The 23121-nt window shown below is 66.8% G+C and carries 22 protein-coding genes; 6 read left to right on the forward strand and 16 right to left on the reverse strand.

Annotation, left to right across the window (positions count from 1 at the left end):
• Positions 1 to 36: 36 nt before the first annotated feature.
• On the reverse strand, positions 37 to 816 hold the full coding sequence (locus tag KKR91_RS15245; protein ID WP_210227555.1) for an SGNH/GDSL hydrolase family protein: 780 nt from the start codon (positions 814 to 816) through the stop codon (positions 37 to 39).
• A gap of 132 nt (positions 817 to 948) precedes the next feature.
• On the opposite strand from KKR91_RS15245, the gene KKR91_RS15250 reads away from it, so the two are divergent.
• Positions 949 to 1920: a diacylglycerol/lipid kinase family protein gene (locus KKR91_RS15250; RefSeq protein WP_210227554.1), complete on the forward strand. Its 972-nt coding sequence runs from the start codon at positions 949 to 951 to the stop codon at positions 1918 to 1920.
• 53 nt (positions 1921 to 1973) lie between these two features.
• Here the strand turns inward: KKR91_RS15250 and KKR91_RS17140 are convergent, their stop codons facing one another.
• The 6 genes from KKR91_RS17140 to KKR91_RS15280 all read right to left on the reverse strand — a co-directional run bounded on the left by KKR91_RS17140 (position 1974) and on the right by KKR91_RS15280 (position 8584).
• Complete coding sequence (locus tag KKR91_RS17140) at positions 1974 to 3041, reverse strand: M23 family metallopeptidase (protein ID WP_273544672.1); 1068 nt, start codon at positions 3039 to 3041, stop codon at positions 1974 to 1976.
• Between the two features lie 232 nt (positions 3042 to 3273).
• A complete protein-coding gene (locus KKR91_RS15260; RefSeq protein WP_210227553.1) occupies positions 3274 to 4335 on the reverse strand; it encodes a siderophore-interacting protein in 1062 nt (353 codons plus the stop codon).
• On the reverse strand, positions 4332 to 5270 hold the full coding sequence (locus KKR91_RS15265) for an ABC transporter ATP-binding protein (protein ID WP_210227552.1): 939 nt from the start codon (positions 5268 to 5270) through the stop codon (positions 4332 to 4334). Before KKR91_RS15265 ends, KKR91_RS15260 begins: the two co-directional genes overlap by 4 nt.
• Before the next feature lies 1 nt (position 5271).
• Positions 5272 to 6342, reverse strand: a complete 1071-nt coding sequence (locus tag KKR91_RS15270) for a FecCD family ABC transporter permease (protein ID WP_210227551.1) — start codon at positions 6340 to 6342, stop codon at positions 5272 to 5274.
• Entirely contained in the window at positions 6339 to 7418 is a 1080-nt protein-coding gene (locus KKR91_RS15275; RefSeq protein ID WP_420481436.1) for a FecCD family ABC transporter permease, read from the reverse strand. The genes KKR91_RS15270 and KKR91_RS15275 overlap by 4 nt, the downstream gene beginning before the upstream one ends.
• A 107-nt stretch (positions 7419 to 7525) precedes the next feature.
• Positions 7526 to 8584 carry a glutathione S-transferase family protein gene (locus tag KKR91_RS15280; RefSeq protein ID WP_420481405.1) on the reverse strand — a complete coding sequence of 353 codons (1059 nt, stop codon included), beginning with the start codon at positions 8582 to 8584 and terminating at the stop codon, positions 7526 to 7528.
• A gap of 198 nt (positions 8585 to 8782) precedes the next feature.
• Here KKR91_RS15280 and KKR91_RS15285 point away from each other — a divergent pair, with 198 nt between their 5' ends.
• On the forward strand, positions 8783 to 9820 hold the full coding sequence (locus KKR91_RS15285; protein ID WP_210227549.1) for an NAD-dependent epimerase/dehydratase family protein: 1038 nt from the start codon (positions 8783 to 8785) through the stop codon (positions 9818 to 9820).
• Here the strand turns inward: KKR91_RS15285 and KKR91_RS15290 are convergent.
• From KKR91_RS15290 to KKR91_RS15320, 7 genes are all read right to left on the reverse strand, one after another.
• Positions 9786 to 10781, reverse strand: coding sequence for an NAD(P)/FAD-dependent oxidoreductase (locus KKR91_RS15290; RefSeq protein ID WP_210227548.1), 996 nt, complete (start codon positions 10779 to 10781; stop codon positions 9786 to 9788). The two genes, KKR91_RS15285 and KKR91_RS15290, sit on opposite strands and share 35 nt — an antisense overlap.
• A 43-nt stretch (positions 10782 to 10824) precedes the next feature.
• Positions 10825 to 11898 carry a YhjD/YihY/BrkB family envelope integrity protein gene (locus KKR91_RS15295; protein ID WP_210227547.1) on the reverse strand — a complete coding sequence of 358 codons (1074 nt, stop codon included), beginning with the start codon at positions 11896 to 11898 and terminating at the stop codon, positions 10825 to 10827.
• Between the two features lie 103 nt (positions 11899 to 12001).
• The gene (locus tag KKR91_RS15300) at positions 12002 to 12313 is read right to left on the reverse strand and encodes a PRC-barrel domain-containing protein (protein WP_210227546.1); all 312 of its coding nucleotides are present in this window, start codon (positions 12311 to 12313) and stop codon (positions 12002 to 12004) included.
• Positions 12314 to 12355: 42 nt separating this feature from the next.
• Positions 12356 to 13570, reverse strand: coding sequence for a mechanosensitive ion channel family protein (locus KKR91_RS15305; protein WP_210227545.1), 1215 nt, complete (start codon positions 13568 to 13570; stop codon positions 12356 to 12358).
• Positions 13571 to 13672: 102 nt separating this feature from the next.
• Positions 13673 to 14719 (reverse strand): iron-siderophore ABC transporter substrate-binding protein, encoded by a 1047-nt coding sequence (locus KKR91_RS15310; protein ID WP_210227543.1) that lies wholly within the window; start codon positions 14717 to 14719, stop codon positions 13673 to 13675.
• A gap of 149 nt (positions 14720 to 14868) precedes the next feature.
• On the reverse strand, positions 14869 to 15213 hold the full coding sequence (locus tag KKR91_RS15315; protein WP_210227542.1) for a bifunctional 3-phenylpropionate/cinnamic acid dioxygenase ferredoxin subunit: 345 nt from the start codon (positions 15211 to 15213) through the stop codon (positions 14869 to 14871).
• Positions 15214 to 15296: 83 nt separating this feature from the next.
• Positions 15297 to 15734 (reverse strand): MarR family winged helix-turn-helix transcriptional regulator, encoded by a 438-nt coding sequence (locus tag KKR91_RS15320; RefSeq protein ID WP_210227541.1) that lies wholly within the window; start codon positions 15732 to 15734, stop codon positions 15297 to 15299.
• Between the two features lie 232 nt (positions 15735 to 15966).
• On the opposite strand from KKR91_RS15320, the gene KKR91_RS15325 reads away from it, so the two are divergent.
• The gene (locus KKR91_RS15325) at positions 15967 to 17943 is read left to right on the forward strand and encodes an acyl-CoA dehydrogenase family protein (RefSeq protein ID WP_210227540.1); all 1977 of its coding nucleotides are present in this window, start codon (positions 15967 to 15969) and stop codon (positions 17941 to 17943) included.
• A 20-nt stretch (positions 17944 to 17963) separates the two neighbouring features.
• On the opposite strand, the gene KKR91_RS15330 is transcribed toward KKR91_RS15325, so the two are convergent.
• Complete coding sequence (locus KKR91_RS15330; RefSeq protein ID WP_210227539.1) at positions 17964 to 18563, reverse strand: TetR/AcrR family transcriptional regulator; 600 nt, start codon at positions 18561 to 18563, stop codon at positions 17964 to 17966.
• A gap of 161 nt (positions 18564 to 18724) precedes the next feature.
• Here KKR91_RS15330 and KKR91_RS15335 point away from each other — a divergent pair, with 161 nt between their 5' ends.
• From KKR91_RS15335 to KKR91_RS15345, 3 genes are read left to right on the forward strand one after another with little or no spacing between them, the layout of a single operon-like run.
• Positions 18725 to 19507: an SDR family oxidoreductase gene (locus tag KKR91_RS15335; protein WP_237686094.1), complete on the forward strand. Its 783-nt coding sequence runs from the start codon at positions 18725 to 18727 to the stop codon at positions 19505 to 19507.
• A 17-nt stretch (positions 19508 to 19524) separates the two neighbouring features.
• Positions 19525 to 20730 carry an acyl-CoA dehydrogenase family protein gene (locus KKR91_RS15340; RefSeq protein WP_210227536.1) on the forward strand — a complete coding sequence of 402 codons (1206 nt, stop codon included), beginning with the start codon at positions 19525 to 19527 and terminating at the stop codon, positions 20728 to 20730.
• The gene (locus tag KKR91_RS15345) at positions 20720 to 21841 is read left to right on the forward strand and encodes a phosphotransferase family protein (protein ID WP_237687404.1); all 1122 of its coding nucleotides are present in this window, start codon (positions 20720 to 20722) and stop codon (positions 21839 to 21841) included. Before KKR91_RS15340 ends, KKR91_RS15345 begins: the two co-directional genes overlap by 11 nt.
• 11 nt (positions 21842 to 21852) lie before the next feature.
• Here the strand turns inward: KKR91_RS15345 and KKR91_RS15350 are convergent, their stop codons facing one another.
• On the reverse strand, positions 21853 to 22887 hold the full coding sequence (locus tag KKR91_RS15350; protein ID WP_210227534.1) for an NAD(P)-dependent alcohol dehydrogenase: 1035 nt from the start codon (positions 22885 to 22887) through the stop codon (positions 21853 to 21855).
• Between the last annotated feature and the right edge of the window lie 234 nt (positions 22888 to 23121).

Here is a 23121-nt window from a genome sequence, read left to right on the forward strand (position 1 = left end):
CCCTCCGGGAAGATGAATCACAGCGTCATTCGCAGGTCAATTGCCTGCCGATGGCCGGATATGCACCGGCACCGGGTACTTCGCGGTGAGGTTGTCTCCGGAGGAGACGCCCCGCAGCCTGCGTCCGACCCACGGCCCCAGGTATTCCCGGGCCCACTGGGCATCATGCCGCAGCCGCTCGGCGCGGGTCCGGGCGGGCGGCGCCTCCAGCTCCGGCAGGTCGATCGCGTCGGTGCGGCGCAGGACTTCCAGGACCTTCTTGGCGGTGAGCATGTGCCCGGCCGGTGACATGTGGAGCCGGTCGATGTCCCAGAACCGCTCGTCCTGGAGTTCCTTCATCCGCCAATAATCCACCAGCTCGGCCCCATGGCGGTCCGCGGCCTCCCGCACCAGCTCGTTGTACAGGGCGGTGCGTCCGCGGGTGGCACCGAAAACCGGAGATTTGCCGGAGTCAAAGCCGGTGAATACGAGCACTGCTGCCCCGGACGCGCAGAGCTTCGCGATGCCGGCGTCGTAGGCGTCCACAATCGCATCAATGTCCACCTTCGGGCGCAGGATGTCGTTGCCGCCGGCATAAATGGTGACCAGGGTCGGTTCCAGCGCGATCGCTGCGTCCACCTGCTCCGCCAGTACCTGATGCAGTTTTTTGCCGCGGATCGCGAGATTGGCGTAGCCCCAGGAGGAATCCGCAAGGATCAGCTGCTCGGCCACGCGGTCCGCCCAGCCGCGGACGCCGTTGGGCCGGGATTCGTCCCAGTCCCCCACGCCTTCGGTAAAGGAATCGCCCAAGGCCACATAACGAGAATCAAAAGTCACCTTCACAGGTTACAAGTCCTCCTTCCCCGTTCCCGCACCGGGCACCGCGGGGCCTTCGGGCGGATTAGACTCGGAACAAGCCCGCATACTTCGTGAAACGCCACCCTGTTTCGCTGCAACCAAAAGGACTCCATGGCCAGCTCAGCCAGCTCAGCCGCCGGAACGCGCCGGCGCGCCGCCGTCGTCGTGAATCCCATCAAGAAGACGGACTATGACATCCGTGCCCTTATCGACGGAATCTGCAGGGATGAGGGGTGGGATGAGCCGATGTGGCTGGAAACCACCAAGGAGGATCCCGGCCGCGGCATGGCCCGCGAGGCCTTGGAAGCCGGTGTGGACCTGGTGATCGCCGCTGGTGGAGACGGCACGGTGCGCTGCGTCGCAGCGGAGCTGACCGGTACGGACACCCCGCTTGGCCTGCTGCCGCTGGGAACCGGTAACCTCCTGGCCCGGAACCTGGACATAGCCGTGGATGATCCGGAAGGCGCCGTCACCGCAGCCCTCACTGGCACCGACCGCCGCATCGACGTCGTGCATGTCACCCTGGACCGGGAATTGAAGGGCGACGTTTTCCTGGTCATGGCAGGCCTGGGTTACGACGCAGCCCTGATGGGCGATACGAATGACGCGCTCAAGGACCGCGTTGGCTGGCTGGCCTATGTTGACGCCGGCGTCCGCAATCTCCCCGGCAAGCCGGTCAAGAGCACCATCCGGATGGACGGCGGCAAGGAAATCTCCGGCCATCCCCGTTCTGTGATGGGCGGAAACTGCGGAAAGATCGTGGGCGGCCTGGAGATTTTCCCCGGCGCCCGGATCGACGACGGTTTGCTGGACATCATGACCATGGCGCCCAAGGGGCGGTTCGGCTGGTTCGCCGTCGTCGCCGGGCTGCTGCGCCGGGGCAAAGGAAAAGGAACCTCGGTGGAGTACTACCAGTGCAAGGAAGCGGAGATCTTCACCGAGGTTCCGCAGGAATTCGAGGTCGACGGCGACCATTTGGGGAAGGCCTCGCACGTGGCCTTCCGGGTTGACCCCAGTGCCCTGCGGGTCCGGATGGCGCACGGGAAGAAAGACCCGGCGATCCTGTCCGACCCGCAGGTCTAGGGATTACGCTCCGGATGACGTTCCGGGGCTGACGCTCCGGGGCGCCTGCCGGGTCAGAGACCCAGCAGGGGCGCGGGATCGATGTACTCGCCGTCGCGGAGCATCTCGAAGTGCAGGTGGGGTCCGGTGGAGTTACCGGTGGTACCGACCGTACCGATCTGCTGGTTGAAGTCCACGTGCTGTCCCACGTCGACGAGGATCTCGTTCATGTGGTTGTAGGTGGTCTCCAGGCCGTTACCGTGGTCAATCACCACCCGCAGGCCGCCGTACTGGTGGTATTCCGCGTAGGTGACCGTGCCCTCGGCGAAGGACTTTACGGGGGTACCGGTATTGGCGCCGAAGTCGATGCCGTTATGGAGCTCCGCGGCTCCTGCGGGCATCAGCGGATTCACATTGGACCGCCAGCCAAACTCATTGGTCACCCAAATGTCGTCCAGGGGCACCGACGGTGCCGGTTCCTCGGCGACGGGCTCGGGAGCGGGTTCCTCAGCCGGAGCTGCCTCTTCTGCCGGGGCCTGCGCTTCACCGGTTTCCGGTGCGGCTGCGGATTCGTGTTTGCCACCTTCGGCATCAGCGGCAGCGTCGCCGCCTTCTGTCGAGGCTTCGGCTCCTGCGGCGCCCGTCCCGGGGTCTCCGCCTGTCTGGCCTTCACCTGCGCCGGCTTCCCCTGCGCCGGCTTCGCCGCCGCTCGCCGCAGAACCGGTTGCGTTCCCGGCTCCCGGATCCGTCTTGCCGTACAGGAGCTCATCCAGTTGCGAAACAACCGACGTGCGCTCTATCTCAAACGGCTCTGTTGCATGCGCTGTTCCCACAACGACCCCACCCAGGGCCACGGCCGTTCCGGCGCTCAGGACAGCGGTCTTGCGCAGCGGCGTGGACAACCAGTCCCGCTTCAGGGACCCGGCCCTAACCGCCGGGGGAAGCTTTTCGGGCAGCTGCTTGGCGAGTTCGGTTACCGCCGGAGGAAGCTTCTCGGGCAGCTGCTTGGCAAAGGCGGACACCTTCGTCGGAACCTTCTCGGGCAGGTGCTTTCCAACTGCCGACTTCATCTCCAGCCCCGGGGGCCGGTTATCAGTGGCCCAGTTCAGAACCCGGGCCTTGAGCTCGGAAATGTATCGCATGGTCTCTGTTGAGATATTCGTAATTCGTCACCTCTGTGCAATCTCGGCAAAGGGGTAGTGAAAAATGAACCTCAGAGTGTGGGCCGGGCGGTCTTCGTCCAACCCATAGTCCACTTTACCGATGATGGTTTTTCAGTGACACAGAATGTGACCAAGGCCCATAACAGGTGTGACCAAGGCCGATTTACCCCCGCGAGCAGTGCAGGGAGGCGCCGCTTGCACTGGTTCAGGACTAGAGTTCAGCGCGTCCGCTGCGCCAGTAACCCATGAAGGCGACCTGCTTGCGGTCAATCCCCGCTTCGCTCACCAGATACCGGCGCAGGCCGCGGACCATGCCAGCTTCACCGGCGATCCAGGCGTAAAAGGGCAGCGCACCGGCGGGGGTCTGCGGATTCGGCGAGGACAACACCGCGGCCGGAGTCAGCCGCTGCGGTGTTTCCCACAGGATGGCCTCGTCCACGTTGACGTCTTCCATCTCGGGGCGGGGGTGCGGAATGGGCCCGCCGTCCACCGATGCCCAGCCGGGAAGGGCCACTGTTGCGCGGACCGCCCCTTCCAGCAGCTCGCCGTGCGGTCGGCCGGCGCGGGGCAGCCACCTGATCTGGACCGACGAGGCGGTGGGAGCGGGCTGGATATCCGCGCTGTCAGGGACTTCCAGGAGGGCGTGCCCGGTGATGTCCGACGGCAGCGACTCCAGGATGGCGGTGATGGCAGGAACTGCTGTCTCGTCGCCGGCGAGCAGGATGTGCCGTGCCATCCCGGGGCGCCACTCGATGCCGCCGTAGGATTCCGCGGTAACGCACTGAGCCACGTTGGGGCCGATGATGCTGACCCGGTCCCCGGGTGCCGCCGTGGCCGCCCAGCTGGAAGCCGGGCCGCCCTTGCCCTCGGCATCGAAATGCAGCACAAAGTCGACGTCGATCTCCGGGTCCTCACCGGAGCAGCGGGCGGCGCGGACTGTGTAGGTGCGCATCGAACCGCGGGCCTCCTGTGCCAGGGCCAGCCAGTTCCGGTACCAGCCGTTGTCGCTGCAGTCGAACTCCGGCAGCGGAAGCCGGTTGCCGCCGTCGTCCACCGACGGCACCACCACCTTGATCCGCAGGTCGTGGGTCTGCCCCTGCACGCCGAACTCGGACAGGCACTGCCCGGCAAACGTGATCCGCTGGAAGTTTCCGCTCAGCCGCACCACCTTCCGCACTTCGACATCGAAGCAGATCACCGCTCCCGCGCTTGAAGCACGGCGTGCCCTGCGGGGAAGCGCCGTTGCTCCGGTTCGGGTGCTGACCTGCGTCATGATGCTGCCTCCAGGCGGGTATCGGTGTTCCGGGCGGATCGGATCTCGTGCGGGTTCGGCAGGTATCCGCCGGGAGCGGGCGGAGCAGCCGGTTTCGGCGCCGACCCGTGGTGACGGCCCAAAGGAACCACCATAGGCGTCCCGGAGACGGGATCAGTGATGACCCTGGAAACAAGTCCAAATACGTCCTGGACCAGGTCTTCGGTCACGACGTCGGCGGGTGCGCCCTGGGCAGTGATGGCGCCGCCCTTCATGGCGATCAGGTGATCCGCGTAGCGGGCGGCCAGGTTCAGGTCATGCAGGACAATGGCCACCGTGGTGCCGGCGCGGCGGTTCAGGTCGGTGACCAGGTCAAGCACCTCGATCTGGTGGGTGACATCCAGGAAGGTGGTCGGCTCATCCAGCAGCAGGATCTCCGTCTCCTGCGCCAGGGCCATGGCAATCCAGACCCGCTGGCGCTGCCCGCCGGAGAGCTCGTCCACATTCCGTTCGGCCAGCTCCAGCGTTCCGGTGGCTTCCAGCGCGGCGGCCACGGCGTCGTCGTCTGCCGGGGTCCACTGCCGGAACCAGCCCTGGTGCGGATAGCGGCCGCGGCCCACCAGGTCGGCCACTGTGATGCCGTCGGGGGCGGTGGGGGTCTGCGGCAGCAGGCCCAGGGTGCGGGCGACCTCGCGGGCGGGCTTGGAGCGGATATCGCTGCCGCCGAGCAGCACTGTGCCGCCGGCAGGCTTGAGCAGGCGGGAAAGTCCGCGCAGCAGGGTCGACTTTCCACACGCGTTGGCGCCAACGATCATGGTGATCTTGCCGGCGGGCAGCGTCACGGACAGGCCGTCCACCACGATGCGCTCCCCGTAGGAGAGCACCAGGTCCTGCGCGCTGAGCGACTGCGGGGTCTGGGGAGCTTCCGGGGTCTGGGAGTTTTTCGGGTTGCCCATCTTAGCCTCCTCGGCCTACACGGTTGGATGTGACCAGCAGCCACAGCAGGAAAGGGGCACCCAGGGCGCCGGTCACCACTCCCACCGGCAGGGAAATGCCAGGCACCAGGTTGGCGCCGGCAAAGTCAGCGGCGAGCACGATCACCGCTCCCACCAGGGCGGATGCTGCCAGGGAATGGCGGCCGCGCAGCAGGCGGTGCGCGATGGGCCCGGACAGGAAGGCCACAAAGGAGATCGGTCCGGCTGCTGCTGTGGCCACTGCGGCCAGGGCGACGCCGGTGATGAGCAGTCCCAGCCGGGATGCCTCCACGCGCAGGCCGAGCCCGGCGGCGGCGTCGTCGCCCAGTTCCAGACCGCGCAGCTGCCGCGCGAGCACTGCCACGGCCGGCAGCAGCACCAGCAGCGCGCCGGCCAGCACCACGGCGCGGTCCCAGCTGGCCGGATTCAGCGACCCGTTCAGCCAAACCAGGGCCTGCGTGGCGGTCCGGGCGTCGGTGCGCGTCATGAGGAAGGTGACAATGGCCTGCAGGACGGCGGCGAAGCCGATGCCGACCAGGATCAGCCGGTACCCGGCCGCTCCCCCGCGCCTGGCGAGCAGGTAGATCGCCAGTGCCACCAGCAGGGCACCGGCCAGCGCGGCCAGGGACACGGAGGTGCCGGCCGCGCCGAAGACGATAATGGCCACCACGGCACTGGCGCTGGCGCCGTAGCTGATACCGATGATGTCCGGGCTGGCCAGCGGGTTGCGCAGCATGGTCTGGAAAATGCTGCCGGCGATCCCGAAGGCGGCACCCACCATGGTGCCGATCACGGCCCGGGGCAGCTTGCTCTCCATCACGATGTAGGTGGCGCCCTGCAGCTGCTCGCCGCCAAGGATGCGGAAAAAGTCGGGAATGGTCACCGTGTAGGTGCCCAGCAGGATGTTCACGGCAAAGAGAACGACGACGGCGGCGCCCAGGGCGGCGATGACGGTGCCCAACCGCCGGGAGGTGCGGCGGCGGGCTGAGCGGACAATGTCTGCCGCGGTTCCGGAGCCCGGGGCCTTCGGGTTCCGGTCCAACAGTGCACTCACAGCTGGGCCTGCTTCCGGCGCCGGACCAGCCAGATGAAGACCGGGGCACCGATCACAGCGGTCATGACCCCTACCGGGATTTCGCCCGGAGGCAGGGCCAGGCGGCCGGCGATGTCGGCGAGCAGCAGCAGGACCGGTGCCAGGACCAGCGAGAACGGCAGGATCCAGCGGTAGTCCGGCCCGGTGAAGGAGCGCACCATATGCGGAATCACCAGCCCGACAAACGCAATGGGTCCGACTGCGGCGGTGGCTGCACCGCACAGAAGAACCACGCCGAGCGCGGTGATGCCGCGGCTCAGAGCCACCCGCTGGCCCAGCCCCCGGGCCAGGTCATCGCCCAGGGAAAGACCGTTCAGGGCGCGGCCCGCCCCGAGGGTGATGGCGGCGCCGACAGCCAGGAACGGAAGGACGGCGGTGATCACGTCCCAGCCGCTGCCGGCGAGAGAGCCCATCTGCCAGAACCGGAAGATGTCCAGCGTCTGCTGGCTGGAGACCAGCACGGCGTTCATCAGGGAGCTCAGTCCTGCGGAGAGGGCGGCTCCGGCCAGGGCCAGCTTGAGAGGCGTCGCCCCTTCACGGCCCAGGCTGGCCACGGTGTACACCAGCACTGCGGCCACCGCGGCGCCGGCCAGGGCAAACCAGACGTAGCCGCTAAAGGCCGAGATGCCGAACAGGTAAATGCCGATCACCACGAAGAATGCAGCGCCGGCGTTTACGCCCAGGATTCCCGGATCGGCCAGCGGATTGCGGGCCACCCCCTGCATCGCGGCTCCGGCCAGGCCCAGCGCACCGCCGGCCAACAGGCCCAGGACGGTGCGTGGCACCCGGGACAGGACCACCGCGTGGTCGCCGTTCTCAGGGTCGAAGGCGGTCAGTGCCTGCACCAGCGTTTCAAAGGACACGGCCCGCGCGCCGAAGGCCACTGAGGCCAGGCAGGATACCGCGAGCAGCACGACGGCGGCGGCCAGCAGGGCGGCCTTTCGGGCGGGCTGCGCGGGCCTGGCCGGTGCCAGGGCCGCTGGACCCTGCTCCTGCTCGATGTCCTGAGATGCCTGCGCGGGGTGGCGAAAGTTCACGCCCACGGCGGCACCTCCTTAAGCTGGAATGATCTTAAGTAAGGCTAACCTACGCCCGGGTCGCTTACGAAACATTTGTGTGCCCTTATTAGGCCCTGCGGCAGTCTTTAGCCTGCGCCGTGTCCCGGCTCCACTTCCTCGCCGGCACGGACCGGCCCTGGAGCGGTTCCGGTGCCGAACGGCGTACCGCCGAGTTCCTCGCGGCCGTGCGCGGACAGCCAGCCGGAAACGTCCGGCCCCTTGGGGATGATTCCGGTGGGATTGATGTCCTCATGGACCACGTAATAATGGGCCTTGATCTGCTCGAAATCGACGGTGTCGCCGAAGCCGGGCGTCTGGAACAGGTCCCGTGCGTAGCCCCAGAGGTTGGGCATTTCCGTGAGCTTGTTCCGGTTGCACTTGAAGTGGCCGTGGTAGACCGGGTCAAACCGCACCAGTGTGGTGAAGAGCCGCACGTCGGCCTCGGTGATCGTGTCTCCCACCAGGTAGCGCTGGCGGGAAAGCCGGTCCTCCAGCCAGTCCATGGCGGTCCACAGCCGGTCATAGGCCGCGTCGTAGGCGTCCTGTGAGCCGGCGAACCCGCAGCGGTATACACCGTTGTTGACCTCGGTAAAGATCCGCTTGTTGACGGCGCGGAGCTCCTCCAGGTGCTCAGCGGGCAGCAGGTCCGGGGCGCCCTCACGGTGGAACTGCGTCCACTCGGTGGAAAAGTCCTCGGTGATCTGCGGGAAGTTGTTGGTGACCACCGCGCCGCTGGGGATGTCAACGATTGCCGGCACGGTGATGCCGCGGCTGTAGCCGGGGTCCCGCCGGAAGAAGGCCTCCTGCAGCCGTTCGATGCCCAGGACCGGGTCCCTGCCGTCCGGATCCAGGTCGAAGGTCCAGGACCGGGAGTCATGGGTCGGCCCGGGAGTGCCCAGGGAGATGGCATCCTCGAGACCCAGCAGCCGCCGGACAATGATGGCGCGGTTGGCCCAGGGGCAGGCCCGGGCCGCGATCAGCCGGTACCTGCCGGGCTCTACCGGATAGCCGTCGCGGCCGTCACGGGTGATGCGCGTTTCAATGTAGTTGGTGTCCCGGGTGAATTCGGTCCCGCCGGTGACATACGCTCCGCGTGTGCTGAAGTCGGAGCCGGCTTCCTGACCTGTCATGGTGCGCTCAGTCATGGCGCTCCTATCCTCGTGCGATTGCCTGATGCTGCTTGCTGGGGAGTCGTTACAACCCTAACTGCTTGTTAACACCCTTCGCTGCCCTGCTGCGCTGCCCGCCCCGGCGGTAGAGTCTTACCCAACGTCCGCGATACCGCCCCACCAACGGCCCAAGGATTTCCGCTTCCGGATCCCATGCCAGGGAAGGACCAACCGATGCGAGTAGCTGTAATCGGAGCAACCGGAAATGTCGGCACCGCGCTGTTGCGCCGGCTTGACCGGGCCAGGACCGAGCGTCCGGACGGCCTGGAGATTGTGGGCATCGCCCGGCGGGTGCCCGAACCCGGCTCTCCGCCGTACGACGGCGTCCAATGGCACAGCATCGATATCACCACCGGTGATGGCCGGGAACGGCTGACGGAGGCACTTCAGGGGGCCGACGCCGTCGTGCACCTGGTGTGGGCGCTCCAACCCAACCGCGACGAAGCGCAGCTGCACCGCGTCAATGTGCACGGGACCGAAAACGCCCTCGCCGCAGCGGCTGCCGCCGGGGTCCGCCAGTTTGTCTGTGCCTCTTCGGTCGGTGCCTACAGCCCCGCCCCGAAAGACCGGCTCACTGATGAGTCCTGGCCGGCACGCGGCATTGCCAGCTCGCATTACAGCCGCCAAAAGGGCGAGCAGGAAGCGCTGCTGGACGGCTTTGAGCGCGAATATCCGGAGATTCCGGTGGCCAGGCTGCGGCAGGGGCTGTCGTTCTCCTCCGAGGTGGGCACCGAGATCGGCAACTACTTCCTGGGCCCGCTGGTGCCCAAGTTCATCCTGAACAAGCTGCGCCTGCCGCTGCTTCCGCTGCCGAAGGAATTCTCCTTCCAGGTTGTCCACGCCGATGACCTTGCCGATGCGTACTGGCGGGTGCTGGACCAGCGCGCCGAGGGGGCCTTCAACATTGCAGCCGATCCGGTGATCACTCCTGAGCTGCTGGGCGGAGTGCTGGGCGCCCGGCGCATCCTCAACATCCCGGTGAAGCTGGTGCGCGCCGTCGTCGGCCTGACCTGGGCAGCGCACCTGCAGCGGTCCGACCCCGGCTGGATCGACATGGCAGCGGGGTCGCCTCTGATGGACACCTCGCGGGCGCGGAACCTGCTGGGCTGGCAGCCCCGCTGGACCTCGGTCGAAGCGCTGCGCTACGTGCTGGACGGCATGGCCGGGGGCGACGGCGTTAAAGGGTCGCCGCTGCTGGCTCCCCGGCGCTGACCGTGGGGGCTGAGCTGAGGGCTGCCGCGATGTCCTCCTCCAGCAGGGCAGCGTTCAGGGCGACGGCCAGGCGGTAGGCGTCACCGGCCGCCGCCACTACCTGGCTCGAGGGGTCGGTGACGTTACCGACCGCCCAGACGCGGTCTGCTCCGGTGCGGCCCTCGGCGTCGGTTTCGATGCAGCCGTCCGCGGTCAGGCGGCATCCCGGGGTGCCTGCCAGTGCCGGGTCCACGGTGGCTTCGGGCTCGCAGAACACCGCCCGGCACGGCACGCTGCGGCCGTCGGACAGCACCACTGCGGACAATTCCCCGTCGGTGACCCGAAGTTCCGCTGCCGTGCCGGGCACCACTGTCACACCCATGGCCGCCAGGGAGCGGGCATCCTCGGCCGGCAGCTCCACCTTGTCATCCAGGATCAGCGTGACGTCCGGGGAAAACGTGCTCACCAGGAGTGCATGGTGCGCTGAGCTCTCCGCCGTGCCCAGGACAGCAAGCGGCTGACCCGCAATCTCCCAGCCGTGGCAGTAAGGGCACTGCAGCAGGCTCTTGCCCCAGCACTCAGCGGCACCGGCGACGTCGGGCAGCACGTCCCGAAGGCCGGCGGCGATCACCACCTGCCGTCCCTGCAGCACCCGGCCGTCGGCCAGGACCACGCTCCGGCCGCCGTCTCCGCTTTCCGGGCCGCCCTCACCCACGTGCGTGGCCTGCCCGCTGAGCAGGTCGACGTCGTATTGCTCAAGGTCCTGCCGGCACAGCCGCAGCAGTTCAGCGGGCGTAACGCCGTCGCGGGAGGGAAATCCGTGGACATGGCCGGCGGGGGCGTTGCGCGGGTGGCCCGCGTCGATGACAGCCACCCGGCGCCGGGCCCGTCCGAGCACGGTTGCGGCCGTGAGCCCGGCTATTCCACCGCCGATAATAACGGCGTCATAGCAGGTGGAATCGGCGTCAGAAGCAGAAGTCATGGATTATTTCTACCCGATCTTCGCCAATCGTCAGCACACTTACCTACTTGAGGTCGTCGTCGTAATCCTTGCCGGCGTGCTGCTGGCGCAGTTTCCGGCCCTCCTCAATGTCTTCTTCGAGCTGCTCCTGGCGTTTTTCCGTCTGGCGGGTATCGCGCGGAGGCAGCTGGACGCTTTCCTCGGCCTGGATTCCGGCCTGCAGCTCGCGCCCGCGTTCCACTTCGGCGTCGAACTCGGCACCGAACAGCAGCGACAGGTTGGCCAGCCACAGCCACAGCAGCAGCACGATCACGCCACCGATGGCGCCGTACGTGGCGTTGTAGTTGCCAAATCTGGACACGTAGAAACTGAAGCCCAGGGTGGCGATGGCGAGGATCACCAGGGCAATGAAGCCGCCCATGCTCATCCAGCGGAACTTGGGCTGCTTCACGTTGGGGGTGGTGTAGTAGAGGATCGCGATGACGAGCACGGCGAAGATCACCATCACCGGCCATTTGGCGATGTTCCAGATGATGAGGGCTTCGGGGCCGAGGCCGATGAAGTTACCCAGCGTCTCGGCGATGGGGCCGCTGACCACCAGCATGATGAGCAGCGCCGCCACGAGCAGGATCAGCACCAGGGTCACCAGCAGCTGGGCGGGCAGGAGCTTCCAGGCCGGACGGCCTTCCTCCACCTCGTAGATCCGGTTCATTGACCGGCCGAAGGCCTTCACGTAGCCCGACGCCGACCACAGGGCGCCGGCGATACCGATGATCAGCGCAAGTCCGGCGGCGCCGGAGGTGGTCAGCTGGGTGATCGGATCCTTGAGCACGTCGACGGCGCTGGCCGGGGCGAACTCCTCAAGGAAATCCAGCATGGTGTTGGTGGTGCTTTCCGCCTGGCCGATCAGGCCGAGGATGGAGACCAAGGCCAGCAGTGCCGGGAACATTGCCAGCACGGTGTAATACGTCAGCGCCGCGGCCAGGTCGGTGCACTGGTCTTTGCCGAACTCCCGGAGGGTCTTGCGCAGGATGTACTTCCAGCTGGGCTTGGTCACCTGGGCCGGAGTGTCCGGCTTGCTCGCGTGCTCCGGGTCCGGAGCCGTCTGGGCCCGTCCCCCACTGTCCTGCTGCGCCATGACGGCCTCCTGGGTGCGTGTGGATACTGCATTCATCCTATTGGTAAGGGGACTTACTACCAAAGGGATTAGGGGCTTCCCGGCACGCCGGACTGCGGGCGGGTCAGAACTGCCGGTAATAGTCTGTCAGCTGGACTTCCTCCTCGGCGGTAAGGGCGCCGTCGGGGTCCAGGTGCGGCGAGTCATCCACTGCCTGCCGGCTGTAGTTCACATAGATGTCGTCCTCGTCCCGCCGGGCCCCGGCCAGCGGGACAAAATGCTGCCGGGTCTCGAAGAGGCCCAGGGCTACGGTAATCCACTCCGGCTCCCCGGTGGCGCGGTCAAGATGCACCTCCCCGACCACACCCAGCCGCTCCCCGTCCTTCGCCCAGACGTTGGAGCCCTGAAGTTCATGAATCACAAATTCATCCGCCATAACCGCACTCCCGTCAGTACTGCCGAGTTGTTGCTGCCAAGGCTAGTCCTCGGGGGAGTTTTCCTCACGCTCTTCGTAGACCTCTTTACCCGGCCCGGCGAAGGAATGCCTGCGGTCCACGGCCTCGATGGAGCCGGTGAAGAACTGGGAGGTGCTGGTGTCCTGGGGGTCGCCGCCGGGGATCGACCGCGGGCCGCTGTGGACCTTCGGCCCGTCCTCCTGGACCTGGGCCCAGCGCTGCCGGGGCAGGGCTCCGGGGTGCCATTCCTGCAGATAGGTCACCATCGCCTCGCGGACCAGGCAGCGCAGGTCAAACAGTGCGCCGCTGTCCGCGGCACTGACGAGGATGCGCACGCGCACCAGGCTGTTGACGGCATCGGTGATCTGCAGGACGCCGGTGCGGCCGTCCCAGAGCTCGGTGCCGGCCAGGGTTTCCTTAAGGTGGGCGCGCAGGTCCCCGACCGGGGCGCCCCAGTCCAGGTCCAGTTCGACGGTGCCCAGGATGGCGGACTGCTTGCGGGTCCAGTTCTCGAACGGGGTGGTGGTGAAGTAGGTGGAGGGCAGGATCAGCCGCCGGTCATCCCAGAGGTGCACCACCACATACGTCATGGTGATTTCCTCGATGGTGCCCCACTGGGTTTCCACGACAACAACGTCGTCCACGCGGATGGCGTCGGTGAAGGCCAGCTGCATCCCGGCAAAAACATTGGTCAGGGTGCTCTGCACCGCCAGACCGGCGACGATGGAGATCAAACCGGCCGAGGCGAGGATACCAGCGCCGAGGGCCCGGACCTCCGGAATGGTGAGCAGCACGCAGGCCACGGCAATCGTGATGATGACGGCCACCCCGACCCGCCGGCCCAGCATCACCTGCGTCTTGAGCCGGCGCATCCGGCGGTTGTCCTTGGTGTCCGTCTTGTACTTGCTGAGCAGCATCACTTCGACGATGAGCAGGACGACGACGCCCAGCCAGCACAGCGAAGCGATCAGGGCCAGGGTGAGGACGTAACTGACCGGTTTAAACCAGTCGAAGCCGGAAGCTGTGGCCCCCAGGGCAATCCGCACACCGATCAGGGACAGCACCAGCCGCAGGGGGTTCCGTCCCAGCGTGATCACCTCACGGATCCGCGGCACCCGCCGGAAGATCTTGGCTGTGCTTTCACGGACGGCCCGCGCCAGCAGCAGTGCCGCCGCCACGGCTAGAAGGACGGCGAACACGGGTTTCAGGCCTGAGGCCATGGCTAACAGATCTTCCATATGTCCGATCGTTTCAGCCACCCCGGGGGGCCTGTCCAATCGACAGCGGGGCTGGAGCCGGTGAGATCGGCTACAGCCCGGCTGTCGTGGAGACTATTTGTTCTACTTCGCTGAGTCGGAAGCCGCTGCTGCCTCGGCGATCATCGGTACAACGTTTTCCAGGGCGTAGGGCACGCTCAGGACGTTGATGCCGGAGACGGAGAAGACCCGTTCGGCGTTGGAATCGGCAACCAGGCCGCCGTTTTTGACGGCGGGGATCTGGCTCAGCAGCGGGTCGGAAGCGATCGAGGCGGCTGCTTCGTCGTCCGCCACCCAGGTCACGAACACATCGGAGTCCAGCTGGTTGGCATCTTCATCGGCCCAGGGAATGTAGAAGGTGTCCTCGGGGGTGTTTTCATCCACGATCGGCGCCTGCACCATTCCCAGTTCGGTGAGGAACTTGGGGCGGTTGTCCAGGGCGGTGTAGACGGAGGAAGCACCCTTGGCCAGGTTGCCGTAGATGAAGGTCTTGCCCTCAAGCTCCGGGTGCTCGGCAGCGGCGTCCTTGATCGACTGTTCCGTGTCGGCGACCAGCTTGTCTGCCTCGCTGCTCATGCCCAGGGCCTTGCCGATCATCGTGGCGGTGTCCTGCCAGGAGGTGCCCCAGGGTGCGTCCGGGTAGGCGACAACGGGGGCAATCTTGGAGAGCTTGTCGTAGTCCTCCTGGGAGAGGCCGGAGTACGCGGCCAGGATGACGTCCGGGTTGGTGGCGGCAACGTCGTCGAACGCAATGCCGTCTGTCTCGGAGTACTGGGCCGGGGCGTTCTCGGATCCGATCGGGGCATCCAGCTCTTCCAGTGCCTCGTCGATCCAGGGGATGGTGCCCTGCTCATTGCCGCCGTAGCCGATGATCGGCATACCGACCGGCACCACGCCCAGGGCCAGGGCCGTTTCAGCGTTGGACCAGGCGATGGTTGCTACGCGCTCCGGGGCTGACTCGATAGTGGTTTCACCGTAGACGTGCTCGATGGTTACCGGGAAGGAGTCGCTGGCTTCAGAAGCGGAGCTGTTGCCGCCTTCCTCGCCGGTGGCCCCGGTCGAGCAGGCGGAAAGGGACAGAACGGCAGCGGCGGCAACGGCCGCAACGCGGCGCATCCGAGACAGGGCCATGTGGGGCTCCTAGGCAGAGGTAGGGATTACAGGTATTTGCGCCCGGATAATTCCGAACGAAGTAAGGCTAACCTATCCTCGGTGCAATTACGCAACACGGATCTTGCGTAATCACAAATCTGCAGCATGCAGGTATCAGCCGAAAGGCCTCAGGATGCTGCGGGCGCCTCGCCCGGATACAGGTAAACGTCGCCGTCGCGGACCTCGACCCGGTGCGTTTTGGTTCCCACGATTGCCGGCAGGCACAGGGCCTCGCCGGTGCGCAGGCAGAAACGGGCGGAGTGGATGGGGCATTCCACCTCGTTGTCCTCGATCCACCCCTCTGCCAGGGACGCTTCCTCGTGGGTGCAGGTGTCATTCAGCGCATAGAAGCTGCCGTTGTCGCTATGGAACACCGCAATGTCATCGTCGGTACCCGCCACGTCGGCGTCTACTTTGAGGGCAGTGCCTTCATCGATGTCGTCCACAGCGGCAACCCGAATGCCTTCACTCATGTTTTCCCTCTTCCGGCCGGAGCCGTGATGTGCCTATTGGTTCCCTCATCACGTTACCCCGCGAAGAGCCGCCGGTTTCGCAGCTACAGCGATGCAGAGGCTCCGGCCCGGTGGACCTCAAGGTCGTGGATCAGGGAGACCAGTTCCCGGCGGAGCTCTGGGCGGATGTCTGCGCTGAATCCGACCTGCTCAATCTCGTCGGCCCGCCCCAGCATCCGGCGGCCATGCTCGGAGATGTCCACCACCCGGCGGGCGCCGCCCTCCGCCGCCGGAGGCAGCTCGCCCACAAGTCCCTGCCGGGTCATGGTTACCAGCGAGGTTCCCAGCGTTTGTGCCGTCACCCGCAGCCTGCGGGCCAGCTCCGCCCGCTTCATCGGCCCGTCACCGGCCAGGACCCGCAGCACTGTCACACGTTCCTGGGTCAGGCCCAGCTCCCGCAAACGGTTATCAACTTCCCGCCGCACCAATCGGGCTGCAGTTGAAAGCAGTCGGACGGCTTCCCATTCCCCCTCGTTCTGCATCTGTTTGCTTCCCCTGTACATGTCATCGGTTGGCATCAAAATACTCAGTGTGCTTACTATTCCAACGCTACAAAGGGGGGTCTTGTCAAGATTCGGGGCGGCGTTGCAGTGTCCCGGCGACACATTCCAAGCCGCCTCCCGGACCCCCTTTCTGCCTGCTCCTCCGGCGCGTAGTCTGAGCCGCACAGCCAGCGTCGGCTGCCTAATGCAGCCACAAGCGAGGGGATTTCGCATGAGCACCAAGGACCTGCAGCAGGCCGCCGACAGCGCGGAGAACGACGGCGCCAGGGAGGTACGGGAGCGGGAAGTCACCGCCTCCGACGCCAGGGCACTGGCCGAAGCTTCCCGCATCGCCGAGGACCAAAGGCCCAGCTTTGCCAAGGGAATCTACATGGGCAGCTACAACCTGGATCTCATCCGCCCCCATCAGCGCGACCCTGAAGAGGACATCCGGGCCCGTGGCTTCCTGGACCAGCTCACCGCATACTGCGCCACCTTGGACGGGGAACTGATCGAGCGCACCGGCGCCATTCCCGATGAATACCTCCGGGGCCTGGCGGAGCTGGGGGTCTTCGGCATGAAGATCCCCCGGAAGTACTCCGGACTGGGGCTGTCACTGCTCTCCTACGGCCGGGCCCTGATGGTGCTGAGTTCAGTGCATCCCAGCCTGGGCGCACTGACCTCGGCGCACCTGTCCATCGGCGTTCCGGAGCCGGTGAAGGTGTTCGGCACCGAGGAGCAGAAGGAAGAGTATCTGCCGCGCTGCGCGGGCGGGGCCATCTCCGCCTTCCTGCTGACCGAGCCCGACGTCGGCTCCGATCCGGCGCGCATGCGCGCCACTGCGGTTCCCTCAGAAGACGGCAGCGAGTATGTCCTGGATGGCGTGAAGCTCTGGACCACCAACGGAGTGATCGCCGAGCTGGTGGTGGTGATGGCCGCGGTCCCGCCGCACGGCACCGAAAAGGGCGGTGTCAGCGCCTTCGTGGTCGAGATGGATATTCCGGGGATCACGGTGGAGAACCGGAACAACTTTATGGGCCTGCGCGGCATTGAAAACGGTGTCACCCGTCTGCGCGGAGTCCGCGTGCCGTCCGCGAACCGATTGGGCCGGGAGGGCCAGGGCCTGAAGATCGCCCTGACCACCCTCAACACCGGGCGGCTGTCCATCCCGGCGATGTGTGCGGCGTCCGGCAAATGGTCGCTGAAGATCGCCCGCGGCTGGACCGGTGCCCGGGAGCAGTGGGGCCGGCCGATCTGGCAGCACGAGGCAGTGGGGAAGAAGGTGGCCTTCATTGCCGCCACAGCGTTCGCCGTGGAATCAGTCTTTGAACTGTCCGCGGAAATGGCCGACGCCGGCACCAAGGACATCCGGATCGAGGCAGCGCTCGCCAAGCTGTGGGCCTCCGAAATGGCCTTCCGGATCGGCGATGAACTGGTGCAGATCCGCGGCGGGCGGGGATTTGAAACGGCATCCTCGCTGGCGGCCCGCGGTGAACGCGCCGTGGCGGCCGAGCAGCAGCTGCGGGATCTGCGCATCAACCGCGTGTTCGAGGGATCCACGGAGATCATGCATCTGCTGATTGCCCGTGATGCCGTGGACGCGCACCTGAAGGCGGCCGGGGACCTGGCGGTGGCGGGTTCGTCGCTGAGCAGTAAGGTCCAGTCGGCAGTGAAGGCCAGCGGCTTTTACGGCAGGTGGCTCCCCACTCTGGCGGCGGGCCGGGGTTCGGTTCCCACCGCGTATGCGGAGTTCGGCCCACTGTCCGGCCACCTGCGCTACGCGGACCGTGCCTCGCGCCGGCTGGCCCGCTCCACGTTTTACGGGATGGCGCGCTGGCAGGCCGGGCTGGAGCACCATCAGGTGTTCCTGGGCCGGATCGTGGACATCGGTGCGGAGCTGTTCGCCATGTCGGCGGTGTGCATGCGTGCCGAAACCATGCGGGGCAAGGATCCGCAGGAAGGCGCCGCGGCCTATGAGCTGGCGGGAGCCTTCTGCGCCCAGTCCCGGGTGCGGATCGACACGCTGTTCGATGACCTGTGGCGCAATTCCGATGCCGAGGACCGCAGGCTCGCCAAGGGCGTGCTCGGCGACCGCTACACCTGGCTGGAAGCCGGGGTCCTGGACCAGTCCGAAGGCACCGGGCCCTGGATTTCAGAGACAGCGAACGGAACTGTCGCAGGTGAAAACCTGCACCGCCGCTACCGGTAGCAGCGGCTGGCGGGCACACGTCAGCCGCCCAGGGCCGCCCGGGTGATGACCAGGTAGCGGTCGGCCAGCTCTTCGGGCGGCAGGCCGCCGTCGCGTCGGTACCACTGCGCCACCGAGGTGCACATGGTGAGAACCGCCCGGGTGGCTTCGGCCGGAAACGGCGTGGTGAAGATGCCGGCGGCCACGCCGTCGTTCACGATTTCCGTCAGCAGCAGCTGCTGGCGGTCGCGGGCGGCGATGTGCCTGGCGCGGGCCTGCCCGTCAAGGCTGCGGATTTCGGACGCGGCAATGAAGGCCTGGTCGCTCCGGTGGGCGTGGAACAGGACCAGGCAGCGGATCAGGGCGGCGAAGCGCTCCTCTATACCCGCGCCGGCCTGGTCCAGCGCCTGCCGGCTGCGGGAGAACAGGTCAGCCATGGCCCGCTCCGCGATGCCCGATAACAAGGCGTGCTTGGACGGATAGTGGTGGTAGATCCCCGGAACGGACAGTCCGGCGCGGGCTGCCACCTCCCGGATGGTGGTGCCGTGGTACCCCTGCTCCACGAAGCAGGCCAGGGCCGCACCCAGCACCGGAGGCAGCGGCGTGGTGCCGTAATCGCGCCAGTCCCTCTGATCGTCCACTGTCCGCTTCCTTGGCTCATGCATCCCCGGTCGGATACTGCAGTCCCACGTAAATGTGACCCTTGACACTTTTGGGCACTGGAACCAGACTAAGCGTACCCGCAGCGCATACCGAGCGGTTGCTCGGTTTTTCCTCGTATCCAGACCCAAAGGACGCCATGATGAAGAACAGCTCCGGAGCCGTCCGCCGCTTGGAGGGCAAGACCGCCGTCGTGACCGGCGCCAGCCGCGGCATCGGGCTGGCTGTCGCGCAGCGGCTGGTCGCCGAAGGTGCCCGCGTCTGCATCACCGCCCGCAAGGACGGGCCGCTGAAGGAGGCTGCTGCTGATTTCCCCGAGGGGACGGTCCTGGCGATTGCCGGCAAGTCCGACGACGCCGTGCACCGCGCGGAGGTCCTGGACACGGTGGCCGCGGAGTTCGGCCGGCTCGACATCCTGGTGAACAATGCCGGCATCAACCCCGTGTACGGCCCGCTGATGGATCTGGAGCCCGATGCGGCCCGCAAGATCATCGACGTGAACCTGTACGGCACCCTCGGCTGGGTGCAGGCCGCCTATCACCACGAGAAGCTGGATTTCGCCGGCCGCGGCGGTTCGGTCATCAACCTGTCCTCGGTCAGCGCACAGACCCCCTCCCCCGGCATCAGCTTCTATGGCATCAGCAAGGCCGCCATCGAACAGCTCACCCGGTCCCTCGCCGTCGAGCTGGGTCCGGCCATCCGCGTCAACGCGCTGGCCCCCGCCGTCGTCAAGACGCAGTTTGCCCGCGCACTGTACGAGGGCCGGGAAGAGCAGGTGGCGGCCGCCTACCCCCTGGGCCGGCTGGGCACCCCTGAGGATGTGGCCGCTGCCGCGGCCTTCCTGGCCTCCGACGACGCCGCGTGGATCACCGGCCAGATCCTGAACCTCGACGGCGGCCTGCTGGCTGCCGGCGGCAACGCCTAGGCAGCAAAGGACACCCCATGAGCCTTCCTTCCGACATCGAAGACCTGCGCCTGCGCACCCGGGACTTCATCCGCACGGTGGTCATCCCCGCCGAACCGGCTCCCGGCGAGCGCCTGAAGGAAGCCGACCGGACCCGGCTGCAGGACGCCGCCAAGGCAGCCGGTGTCTACGCACCGCACGCTCCCCGCGAATACGGCGGCCAGGGCGTCCCGCTTCGGTACTGGTCCCCCATCTTCCAGGAAGCCGGGTACTCGCTGATTGGCCCTACGGTGCTGAACTGCCAGGCACCGGATGAAGGCAACATGCACATGCTCGAGCTGATCGGCACCGAGGCGCAGAAGGAACAGTATCTGCGCCCCCTGGTCTCCGGTGCCGCGCGCTCCTGCTTCGGCATGACCGAGCCGCATCCCGGTGCCGGGTCGGATCCCGCCGCGCTGCGCTCCTCTGCCGCCAAGGTGGACGGCGGCTGGGTCATCACCGGACACAAGCGCTTCACCAGCGGCGCGAACAACGCCACCTTCTGTATCGCCATGGTCCGCACTCCGGCACTCGAGGCCACCCCAACCTCCGCCGCAGCGCAGGCCGGAGCCACCATGCTGCTGGTGGACATGGACGCTCCCGGGGTGCGCATCGGCGAGCAGATCTCCACCATGGACCGGGCCATTGGCGGCGGGCATCCACACCTGCATTTCGAGGACGTGTTCGTTCCGGACACCGCGGTTTTGGGTGCTCCAGGCGAGGGATTCCGGTACGCGCAGGTCCGGCTGGGTCCGGCGCGGCTGACCCACTGCATGCGCTGGCTTGGACTGGCCCGGCGGGCCATGGATATTGCCCTGGACCGGGCCAACACCCGGGAAATGTTCGGCGCCGCCCTGCATGAGCTGGGCATCGCGCAGGACATGCTGGCCCTGAATGTGATGGATCTGGAAACCTCCGACGCGATCATCACCAAGACCGCCGGCCTGCTCGAATCCGACGCGAGGGCCGGCTCCGCACTGTCCTCGGTGGCCAAGGCCCACACCTCCGAAGCGGTGTACCGGGTGATCGACCGGTCACTGCAGCTGTGCGGCGGCGACGGCGTCTCCGACCGCCTGCCACTGGCCTCCTACCTGAACGAGGTCCGCGCCTTCCGGATCTACGACGGCTCCAACGAAACCCACAAATGGGCCATTGCCCGGCGCGCCTCATCCGCCCGGCGCCGCGAGGTGGCCAGTGCCCGCTGACACAGTCCTCCTGCACTCGGTACCCGACGGCGTTGAAGTGGTTGCCACCGCCGCCGAGGCAGCACTCCTGGCCTCCCCGCCCCTGCTCATCCTGGACGCCGTCACCGCGTTTCTGGACGCCAACAACCTGGGATCGGGCCCCCTGTCCTGGGCCCAGATCGGCGACGGGCAATCCAACATCACCTACCGGATCCAGCGCGGCAGCGACGTTTATGTGCTGCGCCGCGGACCGCGGCCGCCGCTGCCCCGATCCACGCATGACATGGTCCGTGAAGCCCGGATCCAGCAGCTCCTGCAAACCCGCGGGATTCCAGTCCCCGGCATCCTGGCCGTCTGCGAGGACGAGTCGGTGCTGGGCGTGCCGTTCTACGTCATGACCTACCTCGACGGACTGGTCATCGCCGACACCATTCCCGCACCCCTGGACCCGCTGGAAGAGCGGCTGGCGACCAGCAACGCCGTCGTCGACACCCTGGTGCAGCTGCACCGGGTGGACGTTTCGGACGGCGAGCTGGCGGCGTTCGGGCGTCCGGACGGTTACCTGCGCCGGCAGGTGGAGCGCTTCTCCGCACTTTGGGACATCAACACCACCCGGTCACTGCCCGACGTCGCGCTCCTGGGTAGCTGGCTGGCGGATAACCTGCCGGACAGCCAGGCCGCGGCCGTGCTGCACGGGGACTACCGTCCGGGAAACCTGATGTTCGCCAGTTCCGCTCCGGCCCGCGTCAGCGCCGTCCTGGACTGGGAGATGGCAGCGATCGGTGATCCGCTGGCGGACCTGGGCTACCTGACCGCCACCTACGCCGAGCCGGGCAGTGCATCCACTCCCCTGGAGCTGACCTCCGTATCCCGCAGTCCCGGCTATCTGGACCGGGCCGGTGTCATCGCCCGCTACCGGGCGCAGAGCGATCTGTCGCTGGATGCCCTGCCCTGGTATCAGGCGCTGGCGCTGTGGAAGGCGTCGATCTTCTGCGAGGCCATCTACACCCGCTGGCTCAGGGGCGAGCGGCCCGGCGACACCCGGTTCGCGCCCACCCTGGAAGCCGGGGTGCCGCAGCTGCTGGCGCAGGCCCGGCTATTTGCGGGCCTGTCACCGGAAGGCAGGCATTAGAACGCTCCGCACTAGGGAACGACGACGGCGCGGCCCATGATCTCGTTGCGGTGCAGCTTGGCGTAGGCCTCGGGGGCGTTGTCCAGCGAGTAGACCTCGGTATGGACGTTGATGCCGCTGGTCCTGGCCAGGTCCAGCACTTCGATCAGCTCCGGCCGGCTGCCCCAGTAGGGCGAGCGGATGGCCGACTCCATGGCACCGGTGGTCAGGCCCACCGGAAGCACTCCGGCGCCCACGCCCACCAGCACCTGGTCGCCCTGCGGACGCATCATCGCGTGGCCCAGATCCATAGTGGCCTGGTTCGCCACGAAGTCGAACACCACATTGACACCCTCGCCACGAGTGAGGTCCCGGACCGTGGCCACAGCGCCGGGTTCGGAGGGGAAGGTGTACTGGGCGCCGACGTCGGTCGCCAGGTTCAGCTTCTCCTCGCTGATATCCAGCGCCACCACGGTGGCCGGCGTCATCGCCCGCAGCAATTGGACGGCCACGTGCCCCAGTCCGCCGACGCCGATCACCACGCATGTGGAACCGGCGTGCAGCTTATCCAGCGATCCCTTGATCGCGTGGTACGGGGTGAGTCCGGCGTCGGTCAGGGACACGTTCTTCACCGGATCAAGGTCGCCCAGCGGCACCAGATGCCGCGCGGAGTCCACAATCATGTATTCGGCCATGGATCCCGGCGAGCCGAGCCCGGGCGGCCGGATGCCGAACTCGTGGGCGTTGGTGCAGTAGTTCTCACTGCCTTTGGAACACTCGTAGCAGCGTCCGCAGCCCCAGGGACCGTAGACGGCAACGGAGGTTCCCAGCTCGAGGTGCGCGACGCCGTCGCCCAGCTTGTCCACCGTTCCGGCGCCTTCATGGCCCAGGGTCTGCGGGAGCGCGTAGACGTAATGCTCTTCCGGCAGGCTCATGATGAAGTCGTCGGAGTGGCAGACCCCGGCGGCGGTCACCTTGAGGCGCACCTGCCCCGGGCCGGGTTCCGGTGTTTCAATCTCGACGACTTCCGGCGCGGAACCAATGGTGCGGTATTGAAGGGCCTTCATGGTTAGCTCCTGGTCTCCGCACCGGACGCTGGGGAACCGCCCGGGTCGGTGGTTTGGGATAGGCCCCTTAATGGTTGCACCCAGCGTCTGGTTGCACAGCCCCCGGGGCCGATCTGCGCCGCTCCGCGCGGGTTCTGCGGCTCTACCTACTCAATGTCCGGTCCGAAACCTACCGGCCAGTAAGTTTTTTCCGGGAAACCTTGCTTTGTTACCGGACAGTAAGTTAGATGTAAC

Origin of the sequence: Arthrobacter jiangjiafuii, assembly GCF_018622995.1 — a bacterium.
Lineage (GTDB): Bacteria > Actinomycetota > Actinomycetes > Actinomycetales > Micrococcaceae > Arthrobacter_B > Arthrobacter_B jiangjiafuii.